This window comes from Clostridium sp. TJA032 (assembly GCF_058310275.1).
Map to the genome: position 1 here is coordinate 71,430 of NZ_JBZEFB010000005.1, position 18,228 is coordinate 89,657.

Here is an 18,228-nt window from a genome sequence, read left to right on the forward strand (position 1 = left end):
TCACTCCAAAAAAAATATACTAAGATAAAAAATTCTCTTAGTATATTCATATTCTATTTAATATATCCTTATGTTTTTTTTAAGCTTAATTTACATAAAATTAAAAGCTATTTTTCATCTTTTAAAGACTTACTTAAGGGAGTAATTTCCTCAGAATCATCAAACTTTTCTAAACTTCTAAGTGTGCTTTTCATATAGGGATTTAAAACTCCTTCATATACCCTTTCAATATATCCATCCTTAACAAATACTAATCTATATACAGGTAATCCGTTATATAAACATAAATAAAAAATAGGCATGTTATCTTCTTTACTTATAAACACAACCTTACTTTCATTCTCCACTAAGTTCTTTAATTCCTCTGTGGTGCTACCTATTAAAATAAGTTTTTCTTTTTTTATCTCAGAATATAATGCTTGTCCGCCTCTTTGGATGTCCTGTTCCTCTTCAACTAACTCAACCTTCTCAAGGTTACTTGATAAAAATAAGTTATCTGCATCATAGGATGCAATGTTATTTCTATCATATTGAATTCTAAAAATACTTAAGGATAAAATAATTAAGGCTAAAGCTCCCCCCATATACTTTACTATATTAATCTTATTTTCAATAGTAAATTCTATAAGCCCTAGTAAAATAGCTATGTTTATCCATATACCTTCTTTTAAATTTAAAATTGAAAATATACAAATAAGCCCTCCTATAAAAAAGAGTAAAAGAGTAATAATCCGCTTATTGTTATTATCAAATTTATGTATAATTGAAGATATATACATAAGAACTATTAAAAATATAAGAGATACTATATAGGGTAAAAATCTCTTAAAACTTAATATACAAGTATATTTTCTTTCAATATTTTTAATTTCTGTATTTACCTTTTTATAAAGCTTAATTCTTTCATCCTGCTTTAAATCAAATCTATCTATGTACGGTCTAATATATGCCTCTAAATACCTGTTTTCATATTTTCCAAAATACATTGTATTTAGTGCCATAAGAGTTTCAACTTCTATATCTTTATTTTTAGAATACAACTCATAAATCTCATCAATAGAACTTTCATTATTTTCTATTTCATATCTAAAAAAATCATTATAATCCCTTCTAACTAACTCCCATATTAAATCTCTAGTTTCTTCAGGGTTTATCAAATTGCTAAAAGTAAATATACAAGAAAAGAGAATGATTAAAATCAGTACTAAATACCTATAAAATTTTACCTCACACTTTTTTTCAGCATCTTCATCAATCTTTCTCTTTTTAAAATTTATCAAAGATGCTCACTCCTTTTAAAATTTATAATTACCTTTATCTATTCAATTATATACTATTTTTCCCAAGATATCACTTTATAATTGCATATTATTATATTAATTATATAATAATTAAAAAGTTATATATAAAATTTAGAAAAAAGATGTTTTTTTAAGAAAATTATTTAATTTTATAACTTTTTCTTAAGTATTTTTAATAAAATTTCATTTCACATATATTTTCTATATAACATAATACCTATAACAAAATTCAACCTTCCCCCTTGAATAAATAAGTATTTAATTTGAAAAGCTAACTATGTATATTTTAAGAAAAATAATCCTTTATAGTTAATAACTCTAAAAAATAATATAAAAACTACTTGATAATAATAATTATCTATTATATAATATCTTTGTAATTCAGAGTGGTTAACTAGGAATTAGTTTAGGAGATGATAAATTATATGATAAGAGAAAAAACAAATAAAATCTCAATAATAGGTGCAGGTTTTGTAGGTTCTACAACAGCTTTTGCCTTAATGCAAGATGGATTAGCATCAGAAATAGTAATTGTTGATATAAATAAAGATAAGGCTCACGCTGAGGCTATGGACTTAGCACAAGGTGCTGCCTTTGTTAAATCTGTTGATATAAAAGCTGGGGACTATGAAGATACAAAAGACTCTGACATAGTAATAATAACAGCTGGAGTTGGACCAAAACCTGGCGAAACAAGATTAGATATTATAAACAAAAACCTAAAAATATTTAAAAGTATAGTACCTGAAGTAGTTAAATATAGTCCAAATTCTATACTTTTAGTAGTTTCAAATCCAGTTGATATTTTAACTTACATAACTTACAAGCTTTCTGGATTTCCAAAGGAGCGTGTCTTAGGTTCTGGAACTGTTTTAGATACTTCAAGACTAAAATATATGCTTTCAGAACACTTTAAAATAGATGCTAGAAATGTTCACACATATATAATTGGTGAGCATGGAGATTCAGAAATAACAGCTTGGAGTTTAACAAACATTGCAGGAGCTAATGTAGAAGAATACTGCAAAACAGTTTGTGATAACTGTGATGGCTCCTTCAAAAAAGACCTCCCAGAAAAAGTTAAAAATGCTGCCTACGAAATAATAAACAGTAAAGGATATACTAACTATGCCGTGGCCCTTTCTGTTACAAGGATAGTAGAAGCCATTCTTCGTGACGAGAATGCTATTTTAACTGTTTCTTCTCTATTTGAAGGTCAGTATGGAATTGATAATGTTTATTTAGCAATGCCTACAATAATCGATAGATGTGGAGCTAGACAAATTCTAGATGTCCCTATATCAAAAGAAGAAAAAGAAAACCTTATAAAATCAGCCGAAATTTTAAAAGGTCATATAGCTAATTCAGAATTAGCTTAAAAAAATATACTAAGTAGTCTTAAGTGCTACTTAGTATATTTTAAAATCATTGAAATTAATTAATATTCAAAGAAATTTGAATATTAATTAGCTTCAATGCTAATCAATTTATATTCCTTAATTTATACATACCCTTTTAATAACATAGGAACCTAAAGGAGAAATTTATTAAAAAAATTTTTTCCTTAGGTTCTTTTTTTGTATATTTTATTAAAATAAACATAAATTATTTACATTTTAATTTTATACTAAATTATTGACATTTTAATTTTGTTGATATAATTTATATAAGAATTTTATAGAATGGAGATTGTTTATGAATTACATACTTTTAATCAAAATGTTTATTCAAAAATATGGTGCCATAAGTATATTTTGTACAAGCACCTTAGAATATCTAGCTCTTCCCATTCCAAGTGAAGTTATACTCCCCTTTGTTGGAGCTATAGCTAAAAGTAACAACCAAAATATATACTTTTTAACACTTGTATGTGTTCTTGGAGGGACACTAGGTTCTTTAATAATGTTTTTATTAGGAAAGTACATACTTAAAAATCTTCTTGAAAAATTAAGAAAAAAACATGCCAAATTAGATGAATCCCTAGGAAAAGCAGAAAAATTACTTTTTAAATACAGATATATTGGAGTATTCATTTCTAGAACAGTTCCTTTAGCTAGAACCTTTACCTCAATAGTAGCTGGTATTATAGGAATGAAATTAGATAGATTCTTATTTTTCTCTGCCTTAGGAATGACTATATGGGATTTTACCCTTATTAAACTTGGAACAATTTACGCTAAAAACTATCAAGCCATAGATGCTATGTTTAAAAAATACTCAATAATAATAGTTGTGGTTTTAGTAATAGCGCTTTTAATATATTTAGCATTTAAACATTATGAAAAAAGAAAAAAAGAGAGAATAAACTAAATAAAAAAATAAAAAGACTGTATGTAATTATTTAATATACATACAGTCCCTCTATTTTAAAGCGTAAATACTTTTTATTATTCTCTTGATTCTATATCAGCTTTTAATTCTTTTGCAAATTCTTTTGCATTTTCAGCTTCTTCTTTGATTTCTCTGTCTATTTCTTTATTGATAGCTTTTCCTAATCTTTCAGCTTCTTTTTCATCTTCTTTATATTCCTTGCTATCTTCGTCAAGAACCTTTACATCTTCTTCTAATTTATTAATCATATGAGCTTTTATTTCTTCTACGCAAGACTCTTCTATATCAGCCATAACTTCATTTTTTAATTCTTCAACTTTTTTACTCATTTTATAACCCTCCTAAAAACAAATATAATTAATCAATTTCTTATTAATTCATATTAATACTTCTTACAGCTTGATTATAGCACTCCTAAAATAAGAAATAAATACTTCTTAGTAATAATTGTTATTTCGTCAATTTTAACCCTATTTCCTTAAAATTTATCACTATTTTCTAAAAAAAATTGAAAATTTTTAACTGTACTATTTATTTTTTTAAAATTTAGATTTCCAAATTTCTAGAATAAGAGTATAATTTTAAAAATTTATTTTATATATCCTTCTTTTTATATCTTATAAAGGCTACAAAAGTTGCAATTAAACACATTATTGTAGCTGAAAAAAATACACAATCTAATCCATATAAGAAAGCACTCTCTTGTCCTTGCACATAATTTGAAACCCTATAGCCTAATTTATAACTCATCCTTCCATACAATATAGTTGTAGCAAAAGTAAAACCATAAGCCATGGCTAAGTTAGATACTAAAGAATTTACACTTCCTGCTATGCCTAGTCTATTTTTAGGTATCTTTTCCATAACTAAAGCATTATTTGTTGACTTAAATATACCATTTCCAACACCCATAACAGCACAACAAATACCTAAATAAATTAAGGTACTATTTATATTTATTCTTCCCATGAAAAATAGAGCAATAGTTAACATAGATACTCCTATTAAGGAAATTAATCTTCCATTAAATCTATCTGCAAGAGAACCACTTAAAGGTGCAACTAAAGATAAACATAAAGGATATATCATCAAAAATAACCCTGCATATAAAGAACTCATTTGTAGTGCTTGTTCTAGATAAAGAGGAATAATAATATTCATACTACTTATAGCTAAAAATGATAAAGCAGAACAAGCTATACTTAAAGAAAATAACTTATTTTTGAATAAATTTAAATCTAACACAGGAGATTCAACAGTTTTTTCTAAATATATAAATAAACAAAGAGAAACTATAGCTATTATAAATCCTAAAATTATGTACTTATTTGTATATCCTAAGGATTCTCCCTTAGTTATGGATAACATACTAGATACTATAAAGATTGCAAAAACTATAGTACCCTTTATATCAATTTTTTCTTTTGAATTTGTCTCCATCTTAGGAAGATATATCATAGAAAGAATTAAAGCTACTATTCCAATAGGAACATTAATCCAAAAAATAAGATCCCATCTTATAGAAACCAAAATCCCTCCTAAAGCTGGTCCAATCATTACTCCCATAGCAACAGCACTTGCAGATAGCCCCATAGCTCTTCCTCTCTCTTTTTCATCAAAAAAAGCTGTTATTATTCCCATTCCAGTTGCCATTGCACAGGCTCCACCAACACCTTGTATAGCTCTAGAAACTATAAGAAGTGTTAAATCCTTTGATAAGCCACTAAATAAAGAGCCAATTGTAAAAATTAAAACTCCAGCCTTAAATACCTTACACTTACCTTTTATGTCTCCAATTCTTCCACATAGTAAAACCAGAGCTGATATTACCATAAGATATGTAGTTACAATCCATTGAGTATCTAATATTGGTCTTTTTAAGTCATAAGAAATTGTAGGTAAGGCTACATTTACTATACTTCCGTCTATACAGGACATAAATGTCATAATTACAACACAAAACAATATAGCCCATTTATTATAGCTACCTTCCTTACTGTTTCCACTACTTTTAACTATAGCTTTCATACAACATAACTCCTTTCATAAGTTTAACTATATTATATCTCCTTTCATAAACTTTATTTTTAAGTTAAAAAATATGAAATTATTCAAAGCATAAAAAAATTATTATTAAATATAAAATTAATTAATATAAACATTATTTTAAATAAACATATAAAAAAATACTTTTAAAAAACAACTTATCTAATAAATTTATTAATCTAAAAAAATAAAGCAAAATAAAAAAAGAATGTATTAAGGGCAATTGTGAGATGCTTATTAAAACAAGTTTAATTCCTTAATACATTCTTTATACTATATAAATATTTATTTTTTACGTATATTTAATTATTTAATATCCTTTGAAATCTCAGTAAATATTACTCCTAGTCCATAGGCTCCTGCATCTGGGTATCCAATACTTCTCTCTCCAACTGTACCTGCTCTACCCATACGAGCAACTATTTCCTCTGTTTTCTTAGCTCCTAAAACTGCTGCTTCTGCACCCTTTTTAAAGGCTTCTTTAAAGTTTAGTCCTTCCTTTGCACTTTCTGTCCATGCATCTGCACAAGGTACTAAAGCATCTATTAATGTTTTATCGCCAACTACAGCTCCTCTTCCAAAAGAACGTTCTCCAGTCTTTTGAATTCCAAGTACAGCAGCTTGCATCATTTCTGCAAAATCATTAACTGTTAACTCATCTTTACCTATAACATTTTTACTTGCCGCTCTAAAAGCTGAACCCCATATTGGTCCTGAAGCACCACCACAATGCTCCATTATAACTAATGAACAAGCATTTAAGAACTCTGATATATTTAAATTCTCTATATTTAATATGTCTTTCCATTCCTTTTTAAGTATTCTAAAACCTTTAGCAACACTCATTCCAAAATCTCCATCACCTGCATGAGAATCTAATTCACAGAATGGAACTTCATTATCAATTATTACTTCACTCATCTTATCTAATATATAAATCATATTTTTAAGTGAAATCTTTTCATTTTTTATTTCCTTAAATTCTTCACAAGTTTCAACTTTATATGAAACCTTTCCTTCTTTTTCCTTAATTATAACCTCTTCATACTTAGGAACCTCTAAATGATTACAAACCTTTAAAGCTGGAGCATCACATTTATCTTTTATTAACTCTTTTAATTCTTCATCAAGCTTCATTATTGATAGTGAAGCCCCTGCCATATCTATACTTGTCATATAGTTACCAACAAAGTTTTTACAAGCCTTAATTCCTCTTTTGTTTAACTCTCTAAATACTGAATTATTTAATAAGTATAACTCTTGAAGTGGTGTAGCTCCAAAGCCATTTACAAGAACAACTACTTCCTCACCATTACACTCTAATTCATTTATAAGTTGATTAACCATTCTTTCAGCTAATTCATCTGCTGTAGCTATCTTTTCTCTACGAATACCAGGTTCTCCATGTATTCCAACTCCATACTCCATCTCATCCTCACCTAGTTCAAAAGTTGGAGTTCCTTTAGCTGGAACAGTACAAGATGTAAAAGCAAATCCTATACTCTTTACATTTTTTGCAGCTTTTTCAGCTACTCTCTTAACTTCCTCTAAGCTATTTCCTCTTTCAGCAGAAGCTCCCGCTACTTTATGTACTAAAACAGTTCCAGCAACACCTCTACGTCCTACAGTATAAAGACTATCCTCAACAGCAATATCATCATCAACCTTTATATAATCAACCTTTATTCCATCTTCTGTAGCAAGGTGAGCTCCATTTTTAAAGTTCATCATATCTCCACTATAGTTCTTTATTATAAGAAGTGTACCCTTGTTACTCTCAGCTGACTTTATTCCTTGATAAATTTGTATTTGTGAAGGTGATGCAAAAACATCTCCACATACAGCCACATCTAACATACCTTTTCCTATAAATCCTGCATGAGCTGGCTCATGACCACTTCCACCACCACTTATAAGTGTTACCTTATCTTTGTTTATATTTCTTTTTTTAACAATCTTATACTTGCTTAAAAATTCTAACTCTGGGTGTGCCATAACCATTCCATTGCACATTTCTCTAACTAGTGTTTCTGCTGAATTCATTATTTTTTTCATTTTAAAATTCTCCCTTGCTACTAAAATTATCTTCTATTTTTATAGTCTTTACCTATCTTATCCGCTAATTTAATTGCTGATACTACTTCTGAAACCTCTATTCCAAATGGCATTGAGTAAATTGATTCTTCTTCTATACAAGCCTTTTTAGCAACTTCAATTAATTCTTCCTCTGAAACCTCTGTAACTCCTATATCTTCAAGACATACAGGAAGTCCTATTTCTAAACAAAAATCTAAAACTTCATATAACTCTTTCTTTGGAGCATTTTCAAGAACTAATTGAGCAATTGTTCCAAAAGCAACCTTTTCTCCATGGAAATATCCATGTGTACCTTCTAATATTGTTAATCCATCATGTATAGCATGAGCAGCAGCTAATCCACCACTTTCAAAACCTAAACCTGATAATAATATATTTGTCTCTACTATATTCTCTAAGGATTTAGTAACACAATTACAATCACAAGCATCCTTAGCTTTCTTTCCGTCCTCTAATAATGTTTCATAACAAAGTTTAGCAAGTGCTAAAGAAGCATTTGTTCCTATAGCTTCTCTACATTTTCCTTCTCTTACTCCACATGGTAAACCTGCATTTACCTTAGTAAAAGAACTTGAAGTTGCTCTTGCTTCAAAATAAGTTGATAAAGCATCTCCCATACCAGCTACTAAGAAACGAGTTGGTGCCTTTGCTATAACATCAGTATCTACTAAGACAACACTTGGACTTGCTTTGAAATATGCATAATCATCAAAAGCTCCATCCTCTGTGTATAAAACTGCTGAATGACTAGTTGGTGCATCTGTAGCTGCTATTGTTGGAACTACTATAAGCTTTTCTCCTTCAGCAACACACTTAGCTGTATCTAAAGCTTTTCCTCCACCAAGTCCTACTGTACAATCACAATTCATTTCCTTTGCAAGATTTTGAAGTCTCTTAACTTCCTGTCTTGAGCATTCTCCCTTAAATCCACCTTCTACAAAGCTTATATTAAATTTCTCTGCTGTTTTATCTAATTTATCTTTAACTCTTTTTATATCCTCTGGATGTGCTATTAAAAGTGCTGATTTTCCATAAGTCTCTACAAAATATCCTAAATTAAGTAATTCATTTTCCCCTTGAACATATTTTGTTGGGCATATAAAAGCCTTTCTCATAAAATCATCTCCTCAATTAAAATCTTTACTAAATCTTATGATGCTATTATAAACCTCTATGGAAACTATTACATTGAAGTTTATTGATATAATATTGGACAATATAAACCTCTTGCAATAGTTTACATAATTTTATAGGACTTTTAAAACCTTTACAGAAATAAAGCTCAATAAAGTACAATTTTCATTGCTTTTTGTCAATTATACTAAAAATACACATATTTAAGTTTTAAATACAATTTATTGAAAAGTAGAAATTTAATTTTAATATAAATATAAAAATTATTAAAATAATCCTTTAATTTTAAAAATATTATTTTTTAGTTAATTTGATTATTTTTTATTAAAGTAATATATTAAAGACAAGGTTGTTGATGTTATAAATTTTGTTCAAAGTATTGTTTAAATTCGCTTAGTAAATTTAGACTAAAACAATCTATTTACTAAGAAGTAGTACACTTCTGTAAGTGGTTATAGGACAAAGAGCTAACATCAACAACTTTAAATAAAATTTAATATGATATAACATCTTAAAATAATTAATGTGATTTTGGAAGTGATTAGTTTGAAAATTATATTTCATATTGATGAACCAAATAAATGGCCTATGGTCTTGGAAAATTTAAAAAATATATTAAACAACGCTAAAGAAAATAATAAAAAGTACGAATTAGAAGTGCTAGCAAATTCTATGGCAGTTTTTCAGTTAACAGAATTAATCGCTAGAAATACTCATCTTTTAGATCAAATTATTGATAAAGCTGAACAAGGAGTAGTTTTTGCAGTATGTAACAACTCTCTTGATAAGTTCAATATAGCAAAAGATGAATTATTTTCTTTCTGTAGAGTAGTTCCAGCTGGAATACTTGAACTTGCTGAAAAACAATCAGAAGGATATTTATATATCAAGCCATAAAATTTAACATAACTCACTACCCTTTAAAATTTTCTTAAAATCTATGTCCAAAGACATAGATTTTTTTATGTAATTATTAAAAATTTTTTAACATTAAACTAAATGTACTTATAGAAAGTTTTAAATATTTTAAATAAAATCATAATTTTTTTGTTATATAATGTACTTATAAGATGTTTTGTTTTGGAGGTATCATACAATGAGCTTAAAAGAAAAAATCAAAGAAATGGAAATAAAGCACGAACTTAAAAAAGAAGAAAGATTAGAAGAAAAATTAAAAGACAACGTAGGAAAACTTGTAAATGATGAAATAGAAGAAAGTGAAAAAGAAGAAAGAAGAAATGAAAAAGATTTTGCTAAAGAATTAAAAAAGCAAATGAAAGAAGAAGCTAAAGAAGAAGAAAGAAAAGAAAAAGAAAAAGAAAAAGAAGCTAAAAAAGCTGCTAAAGAAGAAGCTAAAGAAGAAAAAGAAAAAGAAAGAGAAGCTAAAAAAGAAGCTAAAGAGCAAGCTAAAGAAGCTAAAAAGGAAGCAAAAGAAGAAGCTAAACAAGAAAAAGAAAATAACTAATAATTTTTAGTCTATATAGTACATAATTTAGTTTTTTAAATAAATAAAGTTAATATTCAAAGTTAATATTCTTCAAATAAAGTAGCTAATTTTTAGCTACTTTATTTTTATATAAATAAAAAAATAATTGCTTTAAAATCTGAATTGTCATATCAAATTCTATAATATACTCATAATGTATTAATAAAATAACCAAAATTTACTCAAATAAATAAGCTTAATCCTTTCATTTATTAAAAATTTAATTTATAATTAAATAACAAAATATAACAAAAAGAAAGGAGATGAAGACTTGTTGCAGTAGGTATTCGCTGTAAGAGATATAGTTTAATCCTTATAATATTTTAACTTACATATGAATTAATCCATTGCTTATACTATAAAAATATAAGTCTAAGGTCTTCGTATACCTTGTAAAGTTCATATTATTTAGATTAAATTTATAGTAATTAATTAAACTTAAAATTTACGAGCAACAAAATTTCTTATGCGTTCAAAAAGAATAGAACTAGTAGAAGATTATATAATTAACAATAAAACAGTATCTATTGATAAACTCTGTGAAGTCTTTAATGTATCTAAAAATACTATAAGAAGAGATTTAAATGTTTTAGTTGATAAAGGTACTATAAAAAAAGTTTATGGAGGGGTTGTGGCTAATGATATTAAAAGCCCTGGCTCCTTTGATGAAAGAAGCAGTATAAATAGCAAGGCTAAGATTAATCTAGGAAAAATAGCCTCTGAATTTATAGAAGATGGAGATAGTATATTTTTAGATTCTGGTACAACTGTAGTTAATATTATTGATTTTTTAAAGGACAAGAAAGACATAACTATATTTACAAACAATGTTATAGCTTTATGTAAAGGAATTCAACTAGAAAACTTAAACATAGTTTGCTTATCTGGAATTTTAAATAGAAGAACTAAATCCTTTGTAGGACTTAATAGTCAAGATATCTTAAAAAACTATAATATAAATAAATGTTTCATATCCTGTAATGGAATATCTATAAAAAGAGGAGTAACTAATTCTAACAAAGAGGAAGTTAAGCTTAAAAAAATAGCTATTTCTAGAAGTGCTAAAGCTTTTCTTTTAGCTGATAGCTCAAAATTTGACCATGTATCCTTAATTACTTTTTGTGAACTTAATGATTTAGATTACATTATAACTGATTCTCTCCCTAGTGAAGAGTACATAGAATTTTTCAAAAACAATAATATAAAACTAAAAATATGCGAAAATGAAAAATAAAAAAATAGGGATAGAGATATCCCTATTTTAATGTGCTTTTATAATAGTATTTAAAGTGTAATTTCTTCTCCTTAATTATACAAAGGAAAAGTTATTTAAGTTTTCTTTTAAGACTTATTAATACTAGAGTTAAGGAGGTGCTCTTTTATGGCACCTCAATATTTAAAAATCTTATTTTAAGCTTAATATCTTCTTCCCAATAAAATGAAGAAAATAGATTAAATAATCCTAAGCTTAAAATTTAAGATTGTAGCACAAATTTCAATAATAATATGTGCAACTTTTAAATTTTTATTCATAATGGTCTATATTATTTAAATCTATTATTTCAAAATTCTTCCCATCCCATTGTACTTCATTATAACTTGCTTGATGAAATATGGGTTGTGATATGATTTCTTTTTCCTCAAACTGCTTTTTAAAATATGCTATTAAGTATCTTACACACATACCATGAGTAACTATTAATATGTCCTTATCTTCATTTTCTTTTATTATGTCATCAACAGCCTTAAAAAGTCTATCTGTAAACTCTTTTATATTTTCTCCTCCAAAACTTTCATATGAAAAAGGTCTATTAAATAAATTATCTAATTCATCTACATACTTTTCATTACTTTTTATCTCTTCTGTAGTCATTCCTTCCCATTCTCCAAAGCTTATTTCCTTTAATCCATAAACTTCTTCAACTTCTATATCTTTATCACCTTTTATTAAATATGCTGTTCTTTTAGCTCTCTTAATAGGACTTGTAAAAATTTTATCTACCTTAATATCCTTAAATCTATTTCCTAAAAGTTCAGCTCTCTTAACACCATTTTCAGTAAGTTCTGAATCCTTCCATCCTTGAAATCTATGTTCTAAATTCCATAAAGTTTCTCCATGTCTTGTAAAGTATATCTTCATTTAAAAACCTTCTCCCTTCTACTCCTCTTAAAACATTATAGTACCTTAAATAATTATATAACTTATCTTTAAATTTTTATAATAAAAGTTTTTAATAATAAGTAAAAAGAGATACCTTCTGGTATCTCTTTTTTAAGGAAGTAACTAAATTTATAATTTATAAAGCGTGTAATTTATATCTTATTTAAAGTATCTGTTTAATAATCCTTCGAAAGCTCTTCCGTGTCTAGCTTCGTCTTTACACATTTCGTGTACTGTGTCGTGGATTGCATCTAAGTTTAATTGTTTTGCTAATGTAGCTAAGTCTTTCTTACCTTGACATGCTCCATGCTCTGCATTTACTCTTGCTTGTAAGTTAGCCTTTGTATCAGCTTCTACAACTTCTCCTAACATTTCAGCAAATTTAGCAGCGTGCTCTGCTTCTTCGAAAGCTATTCTTTGATAAGCTTCTGCAACTTCTGGGAATCCTTCTCTATCAGCTTGTCTTGACATAGCTAAGTACATTCCTACTTCTGTACACTCTCCAACGAAGTTAGCTTGTAATCCTTCAATTACTCTTTCGTCAACACCTTTAGCAACACCGATTCTGTGCTCATCAGCAAAAGTTAATTCTCCACTTTGCTCTACGAATTTATCAGCTCCAACACCACATACTGGGCATTTTTCTGGTGCTTTTTCTCCTTCATAAACATATCCACATACTGTACAAACAAATTTTTTCATAATTTATTCCTCCTACAAAACAAACAATTTATCTAATTTCAATTTATATTTCAATTTAAAAATTTCATTATTTATTATTGATGTATCTTCATCAACCTTATGTTATTATTATATAATAATAATTATTGTTTAGCAATAGTTATTTATAATTTTTCCTAAAAAATTATAAATATTTTCTAAGTGAAATTTAGAGACATTATATAAAAATATATAATGTCTCTATTAGAAATCACAATATGTGGTTATGACCTATATTTACCATTTTCAATATAGTTTTATCATAAAATAAACTTTTTTTCTAGTATTTAATTATTTTATTTTCTCTGTTTATAAATTTATAACATTTTATATAACCATTTTCTTATTTTTAAATAAAAAATAAAGTTAGAAGCTTTTAACTTCTAACTTATTTATATAAATTTTAATTATTTACACTCTAATAAAGCTAAGGCTACAGCACCTATAACACCTGCATCAGTTCCTAATCCAGCAGGTACTATTTTGCAATGTTCACTCATTGCTTTAAAGCATCTTTCATTAACAACATCTTGAACTGTTTCAAAAACAACATCTCCAGCCTTTGAAACACCGCCACCTATAACAACCATATCTGGGTCAAATGTTGCTATTGCATTTGCGACACCAATTCCTAAGTAATTTAAAGCTTCACTTATTATTGATTTTGCAACTCTATCGCCTTTATTAGCTTCAACAAAAACTTCATATGAAGTTACATTGTCATAATTTTTTAAACTTGTTTCTACATTTGTAGCAACAGCTTCTCTTCCTCTTTTGCCTATAGCTGTTCCTGAAGATACAGCTTCTAAACATCCCATATTACCACAGTTACATCTAACAGTTCCTGGTGCAACAGTTGTATGTCCAATTTCTAATGCATTTGAAGTACTTCCTCTGTATATTTTACCATTAAGGATTGCTCCTCCACCTACACCAGTACTTACAGTTATATAAATCATATTTTCAGTACCTTTTCCAGCACCTAGCATAAATTCTCCTATAGCTGCAACATTAGCATCATTATCTAAGTAAACAGGAATACCGAATTTAGCTTTTAATGGTGAAACTAAATCAAAGTTTTTAAAAGGTAAGTTTGGAGTAGTTATTATTATACCAGTTCTAGAATCTAAAGGTCCTGGTGATCCAATTCCTATTGCTTCTACTTCATCAATAGTTACTTTACCTTCACATATTACAGTTTCAACACAGCTAATTATTCTATCTAAAACTGCTTGCTCCCCTTCATGAGCATTAGTTGGAGTTGTATGTTGAGCTTTAACATTTCCTTCTAGATCAGCAAGAGCACAGCTAATTTTTGTTCCTCCTAGATCTATTCCAACAACGTAATTCTTCATTTAAAAAATCCTCCCCCATGTTCTTATGGTTTAATTCAACTATAAGTGTTTTCTTGATAAAATTACTCTTAGAACTCACCTTGTCAAATTAATGTATTATTGTATGACAACTAAAATTATAACTTATTAATAAATTTATTTAACACAAAGTAAATTATATCATAAATATACTTACCTTTACATATTTAAAGTTCTACCATTTTTAAATTATATATTTTTACAATTATTTATATAAAAAATACTATTATTTTTGTTTATCCTATTTTTTTTGCATTAATATAATAGATTCCATCCTTATCGTATCCTTGATTTTTTATATTAAAATTATTATCTTTAAGCATTGAACAAATAATTCCTATATTATCCTCATCTAAAGAATACATGTATATCATAAATCTATCATAAACACCAACAATATTTATATAATCAAATATATTGCTATAATCACTTAAACCTATTTTCCCCTTTATATCCATTCTATAATTACACATTAATTACACCTCATTTAGTTAATATATAAAAGAATTTTATAAATAAAAAAACTGTTTTATATGATAAGTTTTAAATTTCATATTTTATATACAATTTATATTCTATTATAAAAAGTTTTATTCTATTTTTTACTTTTTTCTAAATTATTTCCTTAAATCAAGGTGATAATACCTACAATAATAATAATTTAACCACATTTTTTTCCTTGTATACATAAAAAGTACCATCTTAAAATAAAAAGATGGTACTTTAATATTTAATTAAGCTTCTTTAGCTTCCTTCATCTTTCTTGCCTCTTCGATTATTTTATCTACCTCTGTAGAAGGCACCTCTTCATATTTTTCAAACTCCATATCAAAACTTCCTCTGCCTTGTGTAATTGAACGTAGGTCTGTAGCATATTTAAACATCTCTGCTAAAGGAATATAAGCTACAACTTTCTCCTTACCTTCACAAGGTTCCATGCCCATTACTCTTCCTCTCTTTTTATTTATATCACTTATTATATCACCCATATATTCATCTGGAATTATTACCTCAACCTTCATTATAGGCTCTAATAATGTAGGCTTAGCATTTTCAATTCCTTTCTTATAAGCTAAAGAGGCTGCAACTTTAAAAGCCATTTCTGATGAATCTACAGGATGATATGAACCATCATGCAAGGTTGCTTTAATGCCTATAACTGGATAGCCAGCTAAAACTCCTTTTTTTAGACAATCTCTTAAGCCCTTTTCAACAGCTGGTATATAATTTCTAGGAACAACACCTCCAACAACCTTATCTACAAATTCTAAATCGCTTTCTCCATCTTTTCTAGGCTCAAATTTAATTTTTACATCTCCATATTGTCCATGTCCTCCTGATTGCTTTTTATGCTTTCCTTGGACATCTGAAATACCTTTAATTGTTTCTCTATAAGGAACCTTAGGCTCATTTAAAATTACATCAACTCCAAATTTATTTTTTAATTTACTAGCTAAAACTTCAATATGAGTTTCACCTATTCCTGAAATTAAAGTTTCTGCATTCTCTTTATCTCTAGAAACCTTAAAAGTTGGGTCTTCTTCTAAAAGCTTTGAAAGACCTTGAGATATTTTTTCTTCATCTCCCTTACTCTTTGGTAAAATAGCCATAGTCATAACAGCTTTAGGAAACTCAAAGGCTTCATATATTACTTTAAAATTACTTTCGCATAAAGTATCTCCTGTAGAAGTATATTGAAGTTTTGTAATAGCCCCTATATCACCTGTCCCTATTTTATCAGTTGGAATCTGTTTCTTCCCTCTTAAAAAACATAAGGAACTAACCTTTTCTATTTTATTATTTTTAGAATTTAATATTACTTTATCATTTTTTAATTCACCTGTTTGAACTTTAAAAATTGAAAGCTTTCCTACAAATGGGTCTGCTATAGTTTTAAAAATAAAAGCTGAAAATGGCATATTTTCATCTGCTTTAACTAACATATCTTCATTCTTATCATTTATAGCTACCTTAACTCTACTTTTATCTGGTGAAGGAAAATATCCTTTAATAGATTCTAGTAAACTATTCATTCCAACGGTAGTTAAAGAACTTCCACACATAACTGGTGCTATATCACCTTCTTCAAAACCTATAGAAAGTCCTTTATATATTTCATCCTTTGTTAATTCTCCCTCTGATAAATATTTATCTAATAAATCTTCATTAGTCTCAGCAACAGCTTCCATTAAAAAAGTTCTATATTCAACTACTTTATCTTGAAGTTCTTGAGGAATATCTATTTTTTTTATTTTATAAGTCTTTCTATCTAATTCATAAGCTTCATTAGTTATAAGATTTATAATACCTTTGAAATTTTTTTCTTTTCCAATAGGATATTGAGTTGCAATAGCCTTACTTCCAAAAATTTCTCTTATATTTTCTAAAACTTTATCAAAATCAGAATTCTCTCTATCTAACTTATTTATAAAGAAAGCTCTAGGCAACTTTTCTTTTTCACAACAGTCCCAAGCCTTTTCAGTTCCAACTTGAACTCCTGTAACGCCACAGACAGTAATTATTGCTGAATCAGAAGCTTTTATTCCTTCTATTTGTTCTCCAATAAAATCAAAATATCCAGGAGTATCTAATAAATTAACTTTAACTTTATCATATTCAAAAGGAATAATAGATAGTGATAATGAAATTTTTCTTTTCTTTTCTTCATTATCATAATCACTTATAGTATTTCCTTCTTCACAAGTACCTAATCTATCTGTAGTTTTTGTATAATAAAGTAATGCTTCTGATAAAGCAGTTTTACCAGAATCACTATGTCCTATAATGCCTATATTTCTTAAATTCTCAATTTTATACCCTTTCATAATTTCTGCTACAACTTTGATAATGTTTACATATCAAAATATAAGTAGCATTCACCACCTTTCTAGAAAATTAGTATTAGTAAATTTTTAATGTCTGCATATATTCCTATTGACTATAAAGTAATATACACCTTAAACTTTATTAAATCCCTTATGCAAAAACTAAATAAATTAACCTAAATTATTTTAAGTTAAAATTCTTAATTAAAAAATTAAGATAAATATAAACTCACTTTATACTCTTTTGATTTCTAAAAGTGCTTAAAATAGTATTTTAATATTTTTTTATAAAACATGTTAAAACTTATTATACCTAAATATATTCTTTTTATATAAAAATTATTATATAACTTTCTATATATATCCCTTTAAAGTACTTGTATAAATTAAATATATAATTATAATTATTTAAATAATTAACAACTATAATATAAATTTACAATTTCTTTATATTTTTATTATTCCACATAAATTTAAAAATTCCTTTTAAAATAAAAAAAGAGTTATTAAAAAAGACATACATATCTTCTTTAATAACTCTTTTTAAAAAAATGGCTCCTCGGAGAGGACTCGAACCTCCAACCTATCGGTTAACAGCCGAGTGCTCCACCATTGAGCTACCGAGGAACATTTAACCTGGCAACCACCTACTCTCCCACACAGTCTCCCGTGCAGTACCATCGGCCTCCATAGGCTTAACCTTCGTGTTCGGAATGGAAAACGGGTGTTACCCTAAAGAGCATCATCACCAGAT

The 18,228-nt window shown here is 27.4% G+C and carries 15 protein-coding genes, 1 tRNA gene and 1 rRNA gene; 5 read left to right on the plus strand and 12 right to left on the minus strand.

Going from position 1 to position 18,228, the window contains the following annotated elements:
• Nucleotides 1–107: 107 nt before the first annotated feature.
• Entirely contained in the window at nt 108–1,280 is a 1,173-nt protein-coding gene (locus AC4FRL_RS10790) for a hypothetical protein (RefSeq protein ID WP_491140230.1), read from the minus strand.
• A gap of 446 nt (nt 1,281–1,726) precedes the next feature.
• Between AC4FRL_RS10790 and AC4FRL_RS10795 the strand changes: the two genes are divergently transcribed.
• Together AC4FRL_RS10795 and AC4FRL_RS10800 are read left to right on the plus strand one after the other, a co-directional pair.
• On the plus strand, nt 1,727–2,680 hold the full coding sequence (locus AC4FRL_RS10795; RefSeq protein WP_491140231.1) for an L-lactate dehydrogenase: 954 nt from the start codon (nt 1,727–1,729) through the stop codon (nt 2,678–2,680).
• 316 nt (nt 2,681–2,996) lie between these two features.
• A complete protein-coding gene (locus AC4FRL_RS10800) occupies nt 2,997–3,611 on the plus strand; it encodes a DedA family protein (protein ID WP_491140233.1) in 615 nt (204 codons plus the stop codon).
• Nucleotides 3,612–3,688: 77 nt separating this feature from the next.
• On the opposite strand, the gene AC4FRL_RS10805 is transcribed toward AC4FRL_RS10800, so the two are convergent.
• The 4 genes from AC4FRL_RS10805 to AC4FRL_RS10820 all read right to left on the minus strand — a co-directional run bounded on the left by AC4FRL_RS10805 (nt 3,689) and on the right by AC4FRL_RS10820 (nt 8,890).
• Nucleotides 3,689–3,961 (minus strand): hypothetical protein, encoded by a 273-nt coding sequence (locus AC4FRL_RS10805; RefSeq protein ID WP_491140235.1) that lies wholly within the window; start codon nt 3,959–3,961, stop codon nt 3,689–3,691.
• Between the two features lie 265 nt (nt 3,962–4,226).
• Nucleotides 4,227–5,660: an MFS transporter gene (locus AC4FRL_RS10810; protein ID WP_491140236.1), complete on the minus strand. Its 1,434-nt coding sequence runs from the start codon at nt 5,658–5,660 to the stop codon at nt 4,227–4,229.
• A gap of 324 nt (nt 5,661–5,984) precedes the next feature.
• A complete protein-coding gene (dhaK, locus tag AC4FRL_RS10815; protein WP_491140238.1) occupies nt 5,985–7,733 on the minus strand; it encodes a dihydroxyacetone kinase subunit DhaK in 1,749 nt (582 codons plus the stop codon).
• A gap of 26 nt (nt 7,734–7,759) precedes the next feature.
• A complete protein-coding gene (locus AC4FRL_RS10820) occupies nt 7,760–8,890 on the minus strand; it encodes a glycerol dehydrogenase (protein WP_491140240.1) in 1,131 nt (376 codons plus the stop codon).
• Between the two features lie 556 nt (nt 8,891–9,446).
• Here AC4FRL_RS10820 and AC4FRL_RS10825 point away from each other — a divergent pair.
• From AC4FRL_RS10825 to AC4FRL_RS10835, 3 genes are all read left to right on the plus strand, one after another.
• Entirely contained in the window at nt 9,447–9,806 is a 360-nt protein-coding gene (locus tag AC4FRL_RS10825; protein WP_491140242.1) for a DsrE family protein, read from the plus strand.
• Between the two features lie 199 nt (nt 9,807–10,005).
• Nucleotides 10,006–10,374, plus strand: a complete 369-nt coding sequence (locus tag AC4FRL_RS10830; RefSeq protein ID WP_491140243.1) for a hypothetical protein — start codon at nt 10,006–10,008, stop codon at nt 10,372–10,374.
• A 487-nt stretch (nt 10,375–10,861) separates the two neighbouring features.
• Nucleotides 10,862–11,629, plus strand: coding sequence for a DeoR/GlpR family DNA-binding transcription regulator (locus AC4FRL_RS10835; RefSeq protein ID WP_491140244.1), 768 nt, complete (start codon nt 10,862–10,864; stop codon nt 11,627–11,629).
• 291 nt (nt 11,630–11,920) lie between these two features.
• Here the strand turns inward: AC4FRL_RS10835 and AC4FRL_RS10840 are convergent, their stop codons facing one another.
• The 7 genes from AC4FRL_RS10840 to rrf all read right to left on the minus strand — a co-directional run bounded on the left by AC4FRL_RS10840 (nt 11,921) and on the right by rrf (nt 18,227).
• Nucleotides 11,921–12,535, minus strand: a complete 615-nt coding sequence (locus AC4FRL_RS10840) for a histidine phosphatase family protein (protein WP_491140245.1) — start codon at nt 12,533–12,535, stop codon at nt 11,921–11,923.
• 180 nt (nt 12,536–12,715) lie between these two features.
• On the minus strand, nt 12,716–13,258 hold the full coding sequence (locus AC4FRL_RS10845; protein ID WP_491140247.1) for an NADH peroxidase: 543 nt from the start codon (nt 13,256–13,258) through the stop codon (nt 12,716–12,718).
• Between the two features lie 425 nt (nt 13,259–13,683).
• Nucleotides 13,684–14,631: an ROK family protein gene (locus AC4FRL_RS10850; protein ID WP_491140248.1), complete on the minus strand. Its 948-nt coding sequence runs from the start codon at nt 14,629–14,631 to the stop codon at nt 13,684–13,686.
• A 254-nt stretch (nt 14,632–14,885) separates the two neighbouring features.
• Nucleotides 14,886–15,122, minus strand: coding sequence for a hypothetical protein (locus tag AC4FRL_RS10855; RefSeq protein ID WP_491140250.1), 237 nt, complete (start codon nt 15,120–15,122; stop codon nt 14,886–14,888).
• Between the two features lie 261 nt (nt 15,123–15,383).
• Nucleotides 15,384–17,474 (minus strand): elongation factor G, encoded by a 2,091-nt coding sequence (gene fusA, locus AC4FRL_RS10860; RefSeq protein ID WP_491140251.1) that lies wholly within the window; start codon nt 17,472–17,474, stop codon nt 15,384–15,386.
• A gap of 552 nt (nt 17,475–18,026) precedes the next feature.
• Nucleotides 18,027–18,101: transfer RNA gene (locus AC4FRL_RS10865), tRNA-Asn, on the minus strand.
• A 7-nt stretch (nt 18,102–18,108) separates the two neighbouring features.
• A 5S ribosomal RNA gene (rrf, locus tag AC4FRL_RS10870) occupies nt 18,109–18,227 on the minus strand.
• Nucleotide 18,228 lies beyond the last annotated feature (1 nt).

Bases quoted from the DNA above. Each gene is read 5' to 3' on its own strand.
- AC4FRL_RS10795 (WP_491140231.1), top strand. From the start codon at position 1,727: ATGATAAGAGAAAAAACAAATAAAATCTCAATAATAGGTGCAGGTTTT.
- AC4FRL_RS10800 (WP_491140233.1), top strand. From the start codon at position 2,997: ATGAATTACATACTTTTAATCAAAATGTTTATTCAAAAATATGGTGCC.
- AC4FRL_RS10805 (WP_491140235.1), bottom strand. From the start codon at position 3,961: ATGAGTAAAAAAGTTGAAGAATTAAAAAATGAAGTTATGGCTGATATA.
- AC4FRL_RS10810 (WP_491140236.1), bottom strand. From the start codon at position 5,660: ATGAAAGCTATAGTTAAAAGTAGTGGAAACAGTAAGGAAGGTAGCTAT.
- dhaK (WP_491140238.1), bottom strand. From the start codon at position 7,733: ATGAAAAAAATAATGAATTCAGCAGAAACACTAGTTAGAGAAATGTGC.
- AC4FRL_RS10820 (WP_491140240.1), bottom strand. From the start codon at position 8,890: ATGAGAAAGGCTTTTATATGCCCAACAAAATATGTTCAAGGGGAAAAT.
- AC4FRL_RS10830 (WP_491140243.1), top strand. From the start codon at position 10,006: ATGAGCTTAAAAGAAAAAATCAAAGAAATGGAAATAAAGCACGAACTT.
- AC4FRL_RS10835 (WP_491140244.1), top strand. From the start codon at position 10,862: ATGCGTTCAAAAAGAATAGAACTAGTAGAAGATTATATAATTAACAAT.
- AC4FRL_RS10840 (WP_491140245.1), bottom strand. From the start codon at position 12,535: ATGAAGATATACTTTACAAGACATGGAGAAACTTTATGGAATTTAGAA.
- AC4FRL_RS10845 (WP_491140247.1), bottom strand. From the start codon at position 13,258: ATGAAAAAATTTGTTTGTACAGTATGTGGATATGTTTATGAAGGAGAA.
- AC4FRL_RS10850 (WP_491140248.1), bottom strand. From the start codon at position 14,631: ATGAAGAATTACGTTGTTGGAATAGATCTAGGAGGAACAAAAATTAGC.
- AC4FRL_RS10855 (WP_491140250.1), bottom strand. From the start codon at position 15,122: ATGTGTAATTATAGAATGGATATAAAGGGGAAAATAGGTTTAAGTGAT.
- fusA (WP_491140251.1), bottom strand. From the start codon at position 17,474: ATGAAAGGGTATAAAATTGAGAATTTAAGAAATATAGGCATTATAGGA.